The sequence below is a fragment of the Paenibacillus sp. 203 genome, assembly GCF_037027525.1.
Classification (GTDB): Bacteria; Bacillota; Bacilli; order Paenibacillales; family Paenibacillaceae; genus Paenibacillus; species Paenibacillus polymyxa_B.
On sequence record NZ_JAXCHD010000004.1, the window covers coordinates 604,931 to 620,447 of the forward strand.

The window sequence follows — 15,517 nt, forward strand, 5'->3', positions numbered from 1 at the left end:
GTATAAAGTTATCTTATTTCACATAACAATTAGGAATTAAGTTCGTTTTCCATAAATCGGAATAATGTTACTATGTCTTAACGAACTCAAACAGAGGTATATTATAACAACAATTAAAGTGACACCTGAGCAGCTTATGACTGTCTCCAAACAGTTAGAGTTAGCACAGCAAACGGCAACTCAAATGAATAGTAATTTAGTACAACAAATTTCATCTATGGGGCAATTGTGGGAAGGACTAACTAAAGAGCACTTATACTATTCCTTCCAAACCTCTCAGAATAATATGAATGACTTTGTTACCTTGACGGATTCTATTGCTAGGGAATTACGTCACCATGCAGATAAATTCAGATTAGCAGATCTGATGGAAGCAGGTAACATTGACGCAAGTTGTTTACCACCTCCACCGAATTCATGTGCTGTTCCTGCTCCAGATACACGGAATGCGTTCCAAAAATCAGTAGATAGCTTAACTGAACTAGGCCAGGATTTTGTAGACGCTAACTCAGTACGCTATGAGAAAAAGTTTGATTCAGTCTGGAGCTTTCTAGATTATATGTCATATGGTATTCCAAAAGGAATATACCAAGGGTACATGGAACGGGCAGCTAAACAAAACGATTCATGGAATGACATGCTCAATTTCGGTACATTTGGAGTAACAGGTATGATTCAAGGCGCATTTAATCCAAACAATGCCTGGTCAAAGGAACACTGGGCTAATATGATCGGTACAGCTGGATTATTTGGAGGAGTTAGTTCAGTAATCAAGCCTAAAATGGGTTGAAATCATCTATTAAGTATGAGATTCCGAAGAATAATACGAATTCGAAATTGCGTAATTCAATAGAATCTGAACCTAAAACAGAAGTACAAACAGGTGGAAGAAACGATCTTTCAATTGATGAATATTTTCGTAGAGAAGCTGAAGCAGATGAGATGTATGATCAAATCAGAGCGTCTGATAGTGATGTAAGAGCAATAGCTGAAAATTCTGGAATGAAGGAAAGTAGAGTTCAAAGAATCAAAGAACACGTTTTCATAAATGAACATATAAAGTCGAGTGGTTATGGCAGATTTCATTCTGATTACGAAATAGCTCAAGCATGGGATAGATTACAAAAAGGATTACAAACAGAAAAAGATATGGATTTGCTTAATCATGAATTGTTTGAATCCAGATTTGAGGGTATATTTAAAACAGACTATGAGACTGCTCATAAAGCTGCGGTAAGGTCGGGTCGTCCATGGGAAATAGAATAGAGGAGTTTTATAATGGGAGCATTTGTTTTACTTTTTAAAGAGCATGAGGATGAGAATGTAGTTATTTATAGATATGGCCCAAATGAACACATTATGGGGAAAATTCAATTGAACAAAGAGACTAAGCTATTCTCTGAAATTGAACCTTTACCAGATCCGAGTCATTCAAATAAATTTTATTTTGATAGGGCTTCACAGCGGATGGCACGTTGCTTCGTTAAAGAAGGTGGTATATTTCCCGAAAAGTTGACATTTGAATCATAAAGTAGCTTCAATAATACGAACCGAGCTTGCTCCTTTAACAGTAAAATGGGAGCAAGCTTTTTTCATAGTAATTTATCTGATAAAGAAGATAATTTGCATGCACCTAAGAATTAAGAGGCGGGTTTAAACAGGAGAGTCTTCAATCAGGCTACTAACTTAGCGATATGGGTAAAGTATACGGAAGGTGCGTGAATGTTATGAAGTATGATACATTCTTAAAATTATGGGAAGAACAAAATAGTCTAATGAGACTATTGTTCTGTGAAAATAAAGTGTTAGACTGAAAAACAAAGCATTAGACCATGAAAAATAAAGTTGTAGAATGGCAGCCGGCATTAGCCAACGGGCAGGATAACGCAACCATTAGATGGACTTATGGTTCTCATATAATACAATTTATCCCAGAAGTATCTTCGCGGGTTCATGAAAAGCAGCGGTGATGAACTAATAGGAGACCAACACAAAAAAGTGGTAGTTTTATGGATATGCAATAGTTTACTATAGGGTCTTATTCCTCGGTTCGTCTAACCGATTGTAACGGAGACTTCATGAAGTGCCTGGAGAGATGAAAATAAAAGTGTTGCCTGACAATGGACATAGCGGGACTGGAAGAGCGGAAGTGACAAAGCCCATAAGCGTAGGTCACAGCTCATAATACGAACGGAGAACTATTGCTTAACCAAGATATTACTGGAAAGTGCGGAGGATAATTTGGATCGCAATTCGCTGGAATCGAGTGGAGATTCACTTCGCAGACAACTGGTGGCACTACGCGCCGAATGGAACTTGGTACTAAAAGGAGGGGCAGGACACATGCAAGAAGAACAGGAAATATTCGCGGGCGACGGATATAACAGGTCGTACGCAATGGCTACGGGTATGCCGATTCTGAATCTTAGGGGTAGCATACCGCGTGAAAGTAACGGCCAACTACCGTTTCCGTGGGTGACAACGGGCATCAGGATTGATAAAGAACAGATGTTGGAAACCGTTATGAAGCAAAAGACACTCGAGTATTTATTTAATATGCAATTCAGTAAGGAGGAAATGACCGACCGCAATTTGGTTGTAGGCTGTTATGAATACAGGAATCCAAATGACAAGGAACAAATAATGCTATATGCGCTGGTTTCGTTGAAGGAATTTCTCGCGAGATACGGCGATGAACGGGCATTGGAGATTCTGATGCGAGTTGGCTGCACATACGAGAAGATTATGGAGGAATGTGATGAAGCCATTAAAGAACACTTTGCAGTGTTGCGCCGGTCACTTCATTTAAAGAATTTGAGGGACAAATATGATGTCGTTTACGAGTGGAGTGAAGAGGAAGGGGTAAAGACGTACATAATCAGATACACCAAATCGAGTTATACGAAGATTAAAGCTAAATCATTCGAAGAGTTGACCAAACTCTATGATGAGCAACGGAAGAAGGATGCGAAGAAGACGTTCGCGACTCTGGAACCGTTAGAAGCATTTATGCAAGCCTAAGAAAACTGCCCCTTTACGGGGCGATTATTCAACATTTCATCGAACAAGATTCGAGGAATATCCAGCGATAGAGAGGATTCTCGACAGTCGCATCGGAAAGTGCTGACCCGTACGCCAGATATGGTCGAATGGGGACTGATGGAAGACGTTGATCCAGCCGATTATTTCGGCAAAACCATAGAGGTAGAACGATTTAAGGCGATTGGAAGCCTAGCGATTCAGGGAGAATTTATCGCCTCGGTGTGTTTCTTACTGACGGCAATCCGATCGGCAGCACCGAAACGGTTGTAGATATCAACGGGGATGGCATGTTCTCGCTCCCCAGTGGCAAGCTGCTGCAGAGTATAAGTGGCAATTCCTTCGAGGCGTGGCAGTGCGACTGGCTGGATCGGTACGGCGGATGACAAGAACCTCATCTTGTATCAAATAAACTTTATCAAAACAGCTAGTCTTATCACATGAAATAATTTTGCACCACTTGTTACGCTAACAGAGAACGTTAGTTCAATAAACGAGCGGCAGTCTAGGACTTTATTTTCAGGTCCTTGACTGCCGCTCGTTTTATATTTGGGTCAGTCTAAATCTTTATTTTCATCGGACAACTATTAGAGAGGAGGGATTTAAGAATCAGAAATTTTTTATCATGGATTTGATAAGAGGTATTTTCGGTTATTTTCATTGTGGGCTGGGACTTGCAAAAATATTGAGGCTTATAACAGATACAGTCTAAGAGGTTTTTTTTAATTGGAGCTACATCTTTCCTTGTCGGAGGTTTGGGACTTTACTTCACAAGGCGCTATGAATCATCGGATAGGTTATTATAGATAGACAAATATTTTATTAAAGGAGTATACAATGTTAACACCAAAACAAGAAGAGAGCCTCAGTAAGTTTATGAGTAAGATTCTGAGACATACACCAGAACAGTTTGGTTTGAGCTAGACCATGAGGGTTATTGTGACATCCAAGACCTGATTCAAGGGATAAGATCAGAGAATAGATGGGCCGATGTTAGTGAGTTGGGTATCAAGCAAGTAGTAAACCATTGTGGTACATAAGAGCTAATTATGGTCACAGTACAGACAGGTTAGATTATAAAGAGGCTACTCCACCAACCATTCTCTATCATGGTACAAACACAAAGGTAATCCATAATATTTTCAATGAAGGAATTAAGCCAATGGGTAGAAAGTGTGTACATCTGTCGGAATCCCTTGAGTTTGCAATTTTAGCAGGCAAAAGACGTGGGGAACTAGTGATCCTCGAAGTAGACACAGAAAAGGCATTAGCCAATCAAGTAAAGTTTTATAAAGCCAATCATGATGTTTGGCTTGCCGACCTTATATCCCCACAGTACTTAAAGAAGCTTGAATAAAGTGTAAACCTAGAACATTAACGATGATAAAGGGACTAGATGGAATGATTCGTCTAGTCTTTTTGATATAGCATGTTTGCTATACATAAATAATCCTCCTAAAATTTTGAACGTATCCACGGGCGTCCACACTTACCCGAAAATGCTGCATAAAATATCCCGGGTGAACAAAGAGGAGGTGCATGTAATAACCATGATACACATGGAACCCGTACAAGTGGGTGAGCATACATTTATCGGAGTCGAAGTCAAACTGCCTAAAACAACGCTGCTGACTATCTCCAACTCCCGTGGTTACATCATGTGTGGTGCGTCTAAGGTGTATCGAATTTGAGGTAGTAAAATTTTCCGCTGTTTAAGCCGTAAAGTCAAACGGGACAAGCTTTCATAGCAATTTTCAATTTACTGATCTGTACTGATTTATTCTATTAAAATCTTATAAATGACGGAATTTTGTGACCGCATTTGTGACCTTTTGGAGAAGGACAAGCATGTGACTGTGCATTGCATTTCCGTTATAATCCTTCAAAGAATAATTATACGCCCCATCATCTACTCCTTTTAATGAGGCTTGGCTATACTGAATAATTTTATCTTGCTCTTTAAAAATACCTTGCATTGGTTTCGTCCTTAAAAACAACTTGTGTACTAACTAAGGGAGCTTTACCTATTTAAGTTTTAACTGAATAAATTTCAGATGGTTTGTATCCTTGAATTTTTACAAGATAATCGAAAACTTTGTTTTGAGTATCACTTTTAGTGTAACTACTAAGCATCCAAACACTTGCGAATATCTTACTATAAAGATTGCTATTCCATATTTTCTCATAACTATCTCCTTTGTTGGAGCAAGCTAAAGTGGCGCTACCAATGACGAAATATTTGCTTCGAACCGTCACTTAAGAAAAGGAGCCATTGCGATTTGGACAGCTTCTTTTGCTTTGGAGTTATTCAAAGAATCTACTTATTTCCTCTTATACATAAAAAAGTAATTGTATACACCACTCCAGCAAAGAGGCTTAGTAGAAACGAGGTTGATAATGTTCTGAAAATAAAAGTAGAAGTGGGTACCGTATAAAATTCAAACATACCGTTGATCGGAGTACTCGTTGTTGTTGGCCCTTTAATAAAGGAATAGTATATTCCTACAAAAAAACCGTAAGACAAATACTTAATTAGATTTTTTTCAAATTTACTCATTTGTTAGCCTCCAATAATATTTTTGGAAAAGAAGAATTCTTGTACTATGAAGCCATTCAAAGTAATGTAGGAAAAGTCTAGAAATATAGCGATCTTAAAAATCTTTGGTAAGGATGTTTATTGATATTATGTCAATTATATTGTTTTAAATCAATAAAAAGGAATAATGATGTAATCATCATTACTCAATCTTTGGTGTTAGCCCTATGGATAAAACCCCTGAAACTCTAGGTACACAGCGTCTAACATTAACATTACGTTAAATCCAGTCATATCAAGGCTTATGACAGTTTGTCAAAAGTATAAGGAAAAGAAAACTTCTTATAATCAGGAATTTTATTCTTTTTTCTTCGTGATTCACTAAACCTGGAATGATCAATAAAATGTACAACATATAAACTTAAAAAATTGGTCTAGGCTCTGTGCATGTCTATGTGAAGCAAAGGTTACAAAGAGGAAGGCAAAACAAGAAGGAATGTGTATACAGGAGTCAAGAAGAGTTATCCCCCATGAATATGAAGCTATTCGCCTAGCAATAGACGTTTCTTTGTTAACAATTTACTATACTTATCCAAAATATATGGTAAATTATCCCTATATGTTGTATTATAAGATAGTGTGAAAAAGAGCCAAAGTAGCTAAGGAGGAACATTATTGTCTATATTTGTGATAGTGTGTGTCGTTGTTTTATTGATTGCTTTGGTGTTGCTACGCTTATTTAAGAAGCCTAGAGTTCAGGAACCGTATAAAGTAACGCAGAATATTGACCCTTATAAAATTGGCATTAACGAAATAGACCGTATGGAGGATGGCAAGGACTTTGAAATGTATCTGTTCAGGCTGTTCCAGTGTTTAGGCTATGGTGATGCGTATAAAACACAAGACAGTAGAGATTTTGGAACAGATTTGGTATTTACGGACAGAGAGGGCTGCCGTAATGTCATTCAGGCTAAACGGTATGCAATAAGCAATCCTGTTGGTTTGAGCGCAGTTCAGGAAGTGTATAGTTCTATGCGATTTTACAGAGCTAAGAAATCTATTGTCATTACTTCAAGCAAATACACAACTTCGTGTGAACAGTTAGCCAGTTATAATGGAGTAAAGCTGTTGGATCGCAACGATTTAATTAAAATGATTGAGCTATTCAAAGAACAACAGCACAGCAAGGTAAAAGATATAATTGAAGCAGAGCCATACTTGAGTTTGGATTCATGGGATGATTATAGGAATAACAGTAAAGTGATTAAAATGGATCGCAAGGCTGAAAAGCTTATCGCTTCAGGTAACTAGATACTGGAGACTCCTGTAGTAAAACGATGATTTTATATTTAACGAAGAAATTTTAAAATTCCTGTCTCAAAAGGGGCAAATGATGTGAAAATTTCTCAGGTAGATAAGCGTGAGTGGTACAATAACTTGTGGGTTCGATTACTTGTTTTATTTGCTGTTATTTTTATCGTAGATTTGGTCAGTAAAAAAGATAAGCCTGATGCTACTAAACCAGTTCAAACTGAGGTGAAGCAAGTAACATCTAAAACTGAAGATATCCCCAAAGATGCTAAGGTAACAGCAGACCCTTTATCAACATTACCAGCAGATGAAACAGTGTTTAAAGAATATATATCTTACGCTACTGGAAACCCATTTATAAAGAGTGTTTCAATTAAAGACAATAATGTTTTGATTTTATACTATGGCAGTTATTCAGATTATAAAGAGGATAAGCCTGATAGTTTGGTGAAGAACGAAGATTACAGTAATCACCTTGGGACAGAAAATGCAATTCAAAAAATATTAGTTGGTGAAAGTGCTAGGTTATTACGCCAGTTTCACGATTTAAATGCTGTCTCAATGATCTTGCCATTCGATGGGAAAACATATTCAATTGATGTGGATAGAAATAGCCTGAATAAATTCTTGGGATATAAAATTGAAAGCTTGAGTATAAAAGATGGGACTTGGAACGATAAATTTTCTGATCCATACATCTATGATAAATCCAATCGGCAGAAATTCTTTGACACATTCGTTAAAATTAATTAATTGTAAGGGCGTGGGCAACCACGTCTTTTTTGTTTTCTATTTATAGTATAATGAACATTATAAGATAGATTAAAGGAGTAGCTTCATATATGAATCAAAACCAGCATCACACAATGACCTACACGTTAAATAGCGGTATTAAAGGAACAATCCAACTATCCACTAAACAAATACAAGACTGGATAGAATCATATCGTGTAGGAAGTAAGTATGTGACTACAGTGGGTAAACAATATTTTGGTTTAAACCCTGAGTTGGTAGCAGATTTTAAGGTACATAATGAATACTCAGAGCAAAGAGAACATATAGCAGTGATACAGCAATTTACAGTAGCAAGTAAAGCCAGTGAACAGTTAGCAGATGCATACAGTCAGTATAGAACATTAATTAAGGTAGAATGTAAATGTGGAGCTTCTTATGTTGAGGAGTCAGCGTACAAGAGGAACAAATGGGGCTGTAAAGAGTGTGGCGAGATTGTATTCTTGGATATCAAGAAGCGTATGGTGGATACGATTAAGGGGAAAGCGTGGTATATGACCAACAGGTATTTTGTTGAGCAACTGACATGTGTCGGTTGCTCTTTTTATATTAACCCAAATAAGGAACATAGACTAATTGACTAATAATAAGTGCGTATATGTCTATTTATTCTTTAAAATTAACATATAAGGTTTTAAATAGATTTTTAATGTTGATAAAAAGGGGAAAATAGGTAATATTATCTCGTGTAACATTTTCAAAAAAATTCATATCAAGAAAGGGATTGAAGAGGATAGAGTTGGAAACCAAAAGCTAGGTTTAAATAAAAATGTGTCGGAAAGTGTTTATGATAATGCAATTTATGATTACACTATTATAGCCGAAGATTATGTTTACAAATATGAAGAGGCTCCCGATAAAGCTCCAGAACTTACTATTGAAAAGCCAGATGTTAAATACTTAACTGAAGGTCAAAACGACAGAATCAATACTTTAGCTTATAATATTGGGGATGGTATTGGGGGTAGACAGAATATAGTCGAAAATGGAAGCTACCTATCTACTTTGTTAAGACTTCCACTTGATTCACAAGTTGGTGAAGAGACAGCTGCCTATAACTATTCTGGATTCTCTTCAGGTGCATACGAAGCAGACATGGGACTAGTCTATGATTCTAGTGTTGGTTTAGGTTTAGCTGAAAAGGGATGGAAACCAACTATGGTTGTGGAAAAAAGGTAAAGTAGGCAGTCCTGCTAAACTTATTGCAGGCTATGCAGATGTACAAGGTGCAAATGCATACTTACCAAATTCCGATGTGAATTTGTATATATGGTATAACGATGGTGGTAAAGTAAGGATGAAGATTAATGGTACAGCAACTTGTTTAAATCAGTCCTGTAGTAGCAGTAAAGAGACTCCCTTAATTTCTATTATGGAAACTAATGATAGTCTCGGCCTTAATAGCGTCGATCAATGGAAGCTTCTATCAACGGTTGTTTCAAAAGATGATAGAGGACGGAATAAAGCTACCTATTCAAGTATTAAAGTAGACGGTGCCTCAGTCCCAAGTAGTGCCTTTAGTGCTCCGCTTACTGATTTTGCTAACATCCAACGCGATGGTAATAACACTGTCACTATAACTGTAAAAGGAAGTAATTACTAATGAAAAGGAATCTTTTTATAATGTTTTTAATTCTATTAATAGCAGGAGTTTTTTCTGGAGGGATTTATGCTGAAGAGGTATCCAAACTTAAAGTATACGTTAATAATGAGAAACTTGATTCTGAAACTTTTATTTCCTATTCTGGAGTGGCAATGGTTCCATTTCGTGATATCTTCGCAAGATATGATATGGAAGTGAAATGGGATAACGCACAAAAAACAGTAACGGCCTCAAGTAAGGACGGTTCCAATGTAATAAAATTGACTCAGGATAGTAATGATGGTTATGTGAATAATAAAAAGTATAATTTGACGCAATCCCCGGCTTTAGTTAATGGAGTTTTATATGTGAACCTTAGGTTCATTAGTGAATCGATAGGTGCGAAAGTGAATTATGATAAACCATCACTTTCTATACACATAACTCTCCCTAAAGCTGCAAAAGAATAGAGACTTTGCCCCGGTAAATATATTCCGGGGGTATTTTTTGTTTTAAACTAATATAAAGAAATAAACAGTTATAAACAAATAGCTGGACAGTCAGTGTTTGAGATTGGACGACGATTGAAACATGTTAAGGAAAATGTTCTAGCGCATGGCGAGTTTGGAAAATGGCTTAAAGATTCAGTAGATATAACTTGGCAGACAGCAGACAGATATATTCGCTCATATAATCAATTTGGAAATTACACGACATCGTTCAATCTGCCGATAGGTAAAATGTTCGAAATGTTATCTTTACCCGATTCCATTGATCGTTTGGAGTTTGTTGAGCAGAAGCATACTGTCCCATCGACAGGTGAGACGAAAACCTTGAAGAAATGACTGTGCGAGAGGTTAGAGAGGTTAAGCTGAGTTTCTTCTATTATGTAGAACCAACTTGATAGAGTTAAAAAACATGAAAATATGTCATCCACTCCGCGATTCTTGTTACGTTTCACGATACGATTGAGCTACGATACGAAATGCAGATAAATAAAGTGTTTTCTAATTTTTGGTTTTAAACAATTTAATTTATAAAAATACAATAATCCCTTAATCCATCAAGTTTTTTTGAACATTTTCCTCCGATACATACGATTGAAATCACGATGTTGATCATATTTACCCAAAGTCCTTATCCCATCTACATTTTGCTATATTTTGATACGGCAACGATGTAAATATATTATGGTACAATTTTGAACCACAATGACTCAAAAAATCATATAGAATATAGTATTTATGCACATATTATCAATTTTGACGATTGAGCTTTTGATAAGGGGGTAGTTACAGGCTATCTCTACAGTGCCTCCAAAGTTGGTGATACCCTCATATGCTTGACACAGCGTCAACTTCCTATCCTCTTTACTGAGAACATCAAAATATTACTTTCAAACTATGATTACAAATGTGTTAAAAAAAGATTGAGCAATTTGACTTTTGTAGAATTCATACATATAATTTGAATATATTGGTTAGGGAATTTTATCTAATAATATGAAATCAAAACCATATTTAATTAAATAGAGAGATTTTAGTTACATATAATTAATTAGAATCCATTTTAAACCTACATGTTATATTCATATGCTTGAAATTTTCGTTAGTTACTTTTTTTGTCAACAACTAGCGCAAAAAAAGTTTCTATCCAGTTTATTTGCTAATTGGCAATCCCACTGGAAAAGATGGAGATGGATATCAAATTCAAATTTCTGGAAATGTTTATACAAGTTAATTTAATGGAGGGTGAGGACAGAAGTGAAGGCTAAATTAAAATTTTTGGGGTTGGCTGCCCTTACTGTTACGTTTGCTGTAGTTATTAGTAATAATGTTTTTGCTAGTGATGATACTTCAGAAGAAATGGAGAGCGTTACAAAAGCAGTAGTCCCTGATAGTGTACTAGAAGGACTTAATCACCCTGATAAAATTTATACTAAAGATGGATTATTTATAAAAAAACTGCAATCTATCCATGATGAAGATAAGTTCAGTCAAGATGAAGTAGTCTACGATGGTTCAAAGACTACGAACAAAACAAAAGCGATCATTCAATATGATGCTACTTATATCAAGGAAGAAGACAGTAAATAGGTTTGTGTACTAAAGCATTTGAAAAGTTAAGTTATATAATTGGAATATCTAGGGCGACTTCGGTTGCCTTTTTATTATGCTCAATTTAGCCAAGGTCTTTTCCAAAACTATGTCATAAAGTATACCTTTTGCAATAATGGTCTGAGGCATGTCAAAAGTATTTATGATACATGTCAAATAGTATGCATATAATTTCGAAATATTTCATATGTAAATATATACATTTTGACATAGTTAATCAATGACATAGTAAAGGATGATCCATATGAGCGAGATTAGACACTATGGTTACATAAGAGTATCGACGAAAGATATTACGCACGAGATAGGCGCACACATTGTTATTCTTGATATGCCTATCTTTGATACTAGACAATACCATAATGGCTTGGAGAAAGTTATATCCAGTATTGTGCTTGAATTACTCAGCTACATGGCAGAACGTGAACGTGAGAAGATAAACGGTAGACAATCTGAAGGTATAGCAGCAGCAAAAAATAATGGTGTGGTATTTGGTCGGCCTAAACAGGCTATAAGTGATGCCTTCATTGCGGTTTATAAGGAATGGAAGGACGGCAGCATAACAGCAGTTGAAGCAATGAAGCGTGTAGAAATGAAGCCTAACACATTCTATCGTAGAGTTAAAGAATATGAGCAACAGAAACAAGTAGGATAAATTGTTCATGTGTATGGAGCCAGGATGATTATGTCTAGGTTTCTTTGTTATGTCTGCTGATCAAATACTAGCAGGTACAATAAAAAGGACGGGGGGGGATTTTACATCATAAACGTCTATTTAATTTCTAAAATTGCCCCTAGCACATTCACTTTCACACTCAAGTTATTTTTTGACTCGATACCGTCCCTAATATCATTAAAGTTGCTTGTATGTCATACATCCAATCTAGGCTCAATTCATAGATTAAAACACAAGGGAATGCGAACCTGGCTATTAATCTGGTAACTTTGTATTGGATGAGTTGTGTTCTAATTTTTCAAATAAACTATACATCAACATAAAGACGATATCCTTAATCATGAAATCATCGCAACTATCCCAAAAGGTATCTTGAGTACTATATGAAAGGTATATGATTTTATACCAAAAGATGGTACAATCAAGATCGCTAGAACATTTTACTACTTGTTTCACAACTACATAATAATTTTAACTATTCATCGTATTGTTAGTCTACGTTGAAAGGGTGGTTTATAGATGAAAATTACACCCACGATTAGAGCAGAATTGGAACAATTTCTACAACAAGAAGGCTTAACATTATCGCAATTTGGACAAATCGCAGGGATGAATAGGGGAATAATAAGTAGCATTGTCACAGGTAATAAGTCTATGTCTATTAATCAGCTTGATCGAATTACTGAAGCTATGGGCTTACCAGAAGGTCACTTTTATGATCTATTTATAGAAAATTACATTATTGACCATCCTCCTAATATGAGGCGAATTGAACCGTTTTTATATCGCTGTGCGGAGTTGGAAAAGTTGGATGCGATCCGTCGAGTGGTGGGAGCCATCATGGACAATCTACTCTATTCGCCCAAGCTATTCGAAATTGCAGAAGGATTATTGGCACAGGGACGGCATGGGGCTGCATTGATATTATATGAGGGAGTAGCTGAAGCGGAGAAATATCAACATTCTGAGCGTCTAGCCATCTGCCAATATCGCATATTTAAGATTCAGATTGGAAATGACCAAGAAAAGAATTTTCAATCAGCGCTCCAATTTGAGCCATTTGTCAAACGTCTTGATGCTATAGACCAGTTAGATGCCATTGTAGATTTGGCTAATGTATACCGATCTTTGCGTAAATGGGAACGGGTTGAGGAAGTTGCTAAAGACTTAAGAGCTTTAGGCAAAGCGCAATATTCTATAGCACAGTCTCTTAAAAGAGAACAAATTAAGAAGCCTTTGCGACCGTTATTTTTTTATATAGCATTCAGTAGTTCACTTATTGGTGGGGCTAACTATGAGCAAGGAAACTATGAGTTAGCACTGCAAGCAGCCTATGAATCTGTTGATTTAGAATGGGTGAAAGAAACTGATAAAGAAACAAAACACTGGAAAAACTTATTTCAGGAGTGGGGTGAGACTAATGTGTGCCTGAGCAAGCTCATGGCTGGAAATAGAGAGGTACTTCCTGCATATGCTGATCTCATTACAAGAACGAAAGATGAGATTCTCCCGGGTCTATGGAACATTATGATCGCAGCCAATCGCTATAGCATGGACGTAGATGATATTCTGAATCGATTTGAGTGTGAAATTTCAAACTTACATGATCATACAAGAATACAAACCAATGATCAGCAAAATATTAATAATCAGCTAGTTGGCGTATTGAGTGAATTGGCTGAATATTGTTTATCCAGAGGCCAGTACGAAAAGGGAGTTCGGTTCTTATTAGATGGTATGAGGAAATCAATTATAATTAATGATGAACGCTCAATCCTTCGTTACAGGATAATTGTCGAACGTTATCAGAAATTTGTCCTAGCTGAAGCCAAGACGGAGTATCATAATTTAGAAAGCTATGCACGACGACTTTCTTATTAGTATTAGTTATAAGTACACAAACAACGAGTAGTCAAGTTAACTATACCATCGGCAGCTCAAAGTGGTTGGTTTCAAGTTTAGGGCTGGCATATAGGAAGTTAGCACGTTTGTATAAATAGTATGGAGCGTTTGTTCGAAAGAAGAATATTAAGTCACAATTAAGGGTTAGACGGGATTGCCCGTTTAGCCTTTTTTGTATGTTAGGGAATGATTGGGGGGTGAAAATACGAGGAATTGAAATTATTTACTTGGGGTTCGTCTCTAAGTTGTAGAAAAACACCGGTGCCGATAATGACAAAACTTAGTAATTGTTTGGCACCACTGCGTATTAAGATCTAAGTAAGGTTAGATTTTGAACTGGTTATCTACCATAACTAAATGTGAAGCCTTGGCTAATTGCTTTTCTCATATGGTTATTAACTCCTAGATTATAGCCCAAGACCGCCAGAGAAACTCCACCGGATTGTGTTTCTACAGTATCAACCACAGCAGTTCCAGTAATTTGGACCCTTTGAGTAGGGAATTTACCAGTTGTAGAAATGGTATTAGCATGTGTATTCTCCAAACTCCAAGAACCATCACTAACTGGTGCCCAATATGTTTCCAGAAAATTCGAAATCTCACCAAATGAACCACTACTATATACTGATATTACCGAATATAATCCATAAATTACAAATAAATCCTGATATACAGTACGTGTTTCGTAGCCGTTTGTAGTAATATCCTGTGGTTTAATCGTTTTACTTTCTTTCAACTCGCCTACAGTGTAAATCACATTCCCTGACTCTTTTCAGTAACATTTATTTCTACTTCTTTTTCATTTTCCCTTCTTTGAATATCATATTTATCAGAACTGTAAGGTAGATCAACATAAAGAGTATTGATCTGAATATACTGTGTAGGTGCCTCGCTTGCTTTCGCTTGTTCTCCTAGTATTCCAGAGAAACATGCTAAAAAACAATAAAACTCATTAGAACTGCGGGTAATGCCTTTTTAGATTTTAATATTTTAAATTAATTCCAGAAAATAGAATTTATTAACGACCTCGTTATAGCACTATATGAAATAATTGTAAACAAATAATAAAAATGATATGTTATTGTAAACAATTGACTGGAGGTGTGCTGGATGGATATAGGTGAATTAGTACAGTATTTAAATCGGATGAGTTCTAGCATTAGTGAAATAGGGGATAAAACTAGTTCAGGTTTACAGGACATTGAAACTAGATTGAGCAACTTAGATAGCACTCTTACTATGACTAATGTTTTACTCATCGTACTAATTATTGTTATTGCCATAAATACATTTCTAAAATGGAAAAATTCGGATAATTAATTATCAGCTCATTAAATATGTTCATACATGAATGCTCCTATACATGCCAGAAAGTTGCGGCGATCTGGTTAGGGGCATATTCTTATGGATTGAGTATAGAAGCTACTAGTACATGAAAAAGAATACGAGCCTAAAACACAATTAAGTATTGCTCAAGAAATTAGCACAACCAAGCAACAACTACATAATTATAAAAACTTCTAACACTCATTTCTGAGTTTTAGGATATGGTTTTCGTTACA

The 15,517-nt window shown here is 36.2% G+C and carries 19 protein-coding genes and 1 pseudogene; 18 read left to right on the forward strand and 2 right to left on the reverse strand.

Features of this window, described 5'->3' with window-relative positions:
* The first annotated feature begins 118 nt into the window (after positions 1 to 118).
* From WA407_RS12240 to WA407_RS12270, 7 genes and pseudogenes are all read left to right on the forward strand, one after another.
* A complete protein-coding gene (locus WA407_RS12240) occupies positions 119 to 790 on the forward strand; it encodes a WXG100 family type VII secretion target (protein WP_336077446.1) in 672 nt (223 codons plus the stop codon).
* A complete protein-coding gene (locus tag WA407_RS12245) occupies positions 787 to 1,266 on the forward strand; it encodes a hypothetical protein (RefSeq protein WP_336077447.1) in 480 nt (159 codons plus the stop codon). Before WA407_RS12240 ends, WA407_RS12245 begins: the two co-directional genes overlap by 4 nt.
* A 12-nt stretch (positions 1,267 to 1,278) precedes the next feature.
* Positions 1,279 to 1,530, forward strand: coding sequence for a hypothetical protein (locus tag WA407_RS12250; protein ID WP_235307932.1), 252 nt, complete (start codon positions 1,279 to 1,281; stop codon positions 1,528 to 1,530).
* 711 nt (positions 1,531 to 2,241) lie between these two features.
* Positions 2,242 to 3,021 (forward strand): hypothetical protein, encoded by a 780-nt coding sequence (locus WA407_RS12255; protein ID WP_230584964.1) that lies wholly within the window; start codon positions 2,242 to 2,244, stop codon positions 3,019 to 3,021.
* A gap of 99 nt (positions 3,022 to 3,120) precedes the next feature.
* Positions 3,121 to 3,312 (forward strand): hypothetical protein, encoded by a 192-nt coding sequence (locus tag WA407_RS12260; RefSeq protein WP_155729773.1) that lies wholly within the window; start codon positions 3,121 to 3,123, stop codon positions 3,310 to 3,312.
* Positions 3,313 to 3,876: 564 nt separating this feature from the next.
* Positions 3,877 to 4,396 (forward strand): annotated as a pseudogene (locus tag WA407_RS12265) (RNA 2'-phosphotransferase).
* 202 nt (positions 4,397 to 4,598) lie between these two features.
* Entirely contained in the window at positions 4,599 to 4,730 is a 132-nt protein-coding gene (locus WA407_RS12270; RefSeq protein WP_268819845.1) for a hypothetical protein, read from the forward strand.
* A gap of 102 nt (positions 4,731 to 4,832) precedes the next feature.
* Here WA407_RS12270 and WA407_RS12275 read toward each other — a convergent pair whose 3' ends face one another.
* A complete protein-coding gene (locus tag WA407_RS12275; protein ID WP_336077448.1) occupies positions 4,833 to 5,015 on the reverse strand; it encodes a hypothetical protein in 183 nt (60 codons plus the stop codon).
* A gap of 1,235 nt (positions 5,016 to 6,250) precedes the next feature.
* On the opposite strand from WA407_RS12275, the gene WA407_RS12280 reads away from it, so the two are divergent.
* From WA407_RS12280 to WA407_RS12325, 10 genes are all read left to right on the forward strand, one after another.
* Entirely contained in the window at positions 6,251 to 6,886 is a 636-nt protein-coding gene (locus tag WA407_RS12280; RefSeq protein WP_336077449.1) for a restriction endonuclease, read from the forward strand.
* A gap of 84 nt (positions 6,887 to 6,970) precedes the next feature.
* Positions 6,971 to 7,639 (forward strand): hypothetical protein, encoded by a 669-nt coding sequence (locus tag WA407_RS12285; RefSeq protein WP_322176118.1) that lies wholly within the window; start codon positions 6,971 to 6,973, stop codon positions 7,637 to 7,639.
* Positions 7,640 to 7,728: 89 nt separating this feature from the next.
* Positions 7,729 to 8,262 (forward strand): hypothetical protein, encoded by a 534-nt coding sequence (locus WA407_RS12290; RefSeq protein WP_336077450.1) that lies wholly within the window; start codon positions 7,729 to 7,731, stop codon positions 8,260 to 8,262.
* 187 nt (positions 8,263 to 8,449) lie between these two features.
* Positions 8,450 to 8,857 (forward strand): YrpD family protein, encoded by a 408-nt coding sequence (locus WA407_RS12295; protein ID WP_336077451.1) that lies wholly within the window; start codon positions 8,450 to 8,452, stop codon positions 8,855 to 8,857.
* Entirely contained in the window at positions 8,841 to 9,281 is a 441-nt protein-coding gene (locus WA407_RS12300; protein ID WP_336077452.1) for a YrpD family protein, read from the forward strand. The genes WA407_RS12295 and WA407_RS12300 overlap by 17 nt, the downstream gene beginning before the upstream one ends.
* A complete protein-coding gene (locus tag WA407_RS12305; RefSeq protein ID WP_336077453.1) occupies positions 9,281 to 9,730 on the forward strand; it encodes a copper amine oxidase N-terminal domain-containing protein in 450 nt (149 codons plus the stop codon). Before WA407_RS12300 ends, WA407_RS12305 begins: the two co-directional genes overlap by 1 nt.
* A gap of 93 nt (positions 9,731 to 9,823) precedes the next feature.
* A complete protein-coding gene (locus tag WA407_RS12310) occupies positions 9,824 to 10,105 on the forward strand; it encodes a DUF3102 domain-containing protein (RefSeq protein ID WP_336077454.1) in 282 nt (93 codons plus the stop codon).
* A gap of 918 nt (positions 10,106 to 11,023) precedes the next feature.
* Positions 11,024 to 11,356, forward strand: a complete 333-nt coding sequence (locus WA407_RS12315; RefSeq protein ID WP_336077455.1) for a hypothetical protein — start codon at positions 11,024 to 11,026, stop codon at positions 11,354 to 11,356.
* Between the two features lie 265 nt (positions 11,357 to 11,621).
* Positions 11,622 to 12,032: a recombinase gene (locus WA407_RS12320; protein WP_336077456.1), complete on the forward strand. Its 411-nt coding sequence runs from the start codon at positions 11,622 to 11,624 to the stop codon at positions 12,030 to 12,032.
* A gap of 540 nt (positions 12,033 to 12,572) precedes the next feature.
* Entirely contained in the window at positions 12,573 to 13,934 is a 1,362-nt protein-coding gene (locus WA407_RS12325) for a transcriptional regulator (RefSeq protein ID WP_235307942.1), read from the forward strand.
* Between the two features lie 361 nt (positions 13,935 to 14,295).
* On the opposite strand, the gene WA407_RS12330 is transcribed toward WA407_RS12325, so the two are convergent.
* Positions 14,296 to 14,691: a hypothetical protein gene (locus tag WA407_RS12330; protein ID WP_336077457.1), complete on the reverse strand. Its 396-nt coding sequence runs from the start codon at positions 14,689 to 14,691 to the stop codon at positions 14,296 to 14,298.
* 374 nt (positions 14,692 to 15,065) lie between these two features.
* On the opposite strand from WA407_RS12330, the gene WA407_RS12335 reads away from it, so the two are divergent.
* Positions 15,066 to 15,275 (forward strand): hypothetical protein, encoded by a 210-nt coding sequence (locus WA407_RS12335; RefSeq protein ID WP_336077458.1) that lies wholly within the window; start codon positions 15,066 to 15,068, stop codon positions 15,273 to 15,275.
* Positions 15,276 to 15,517: the final 242 nt, after the last annotated feature.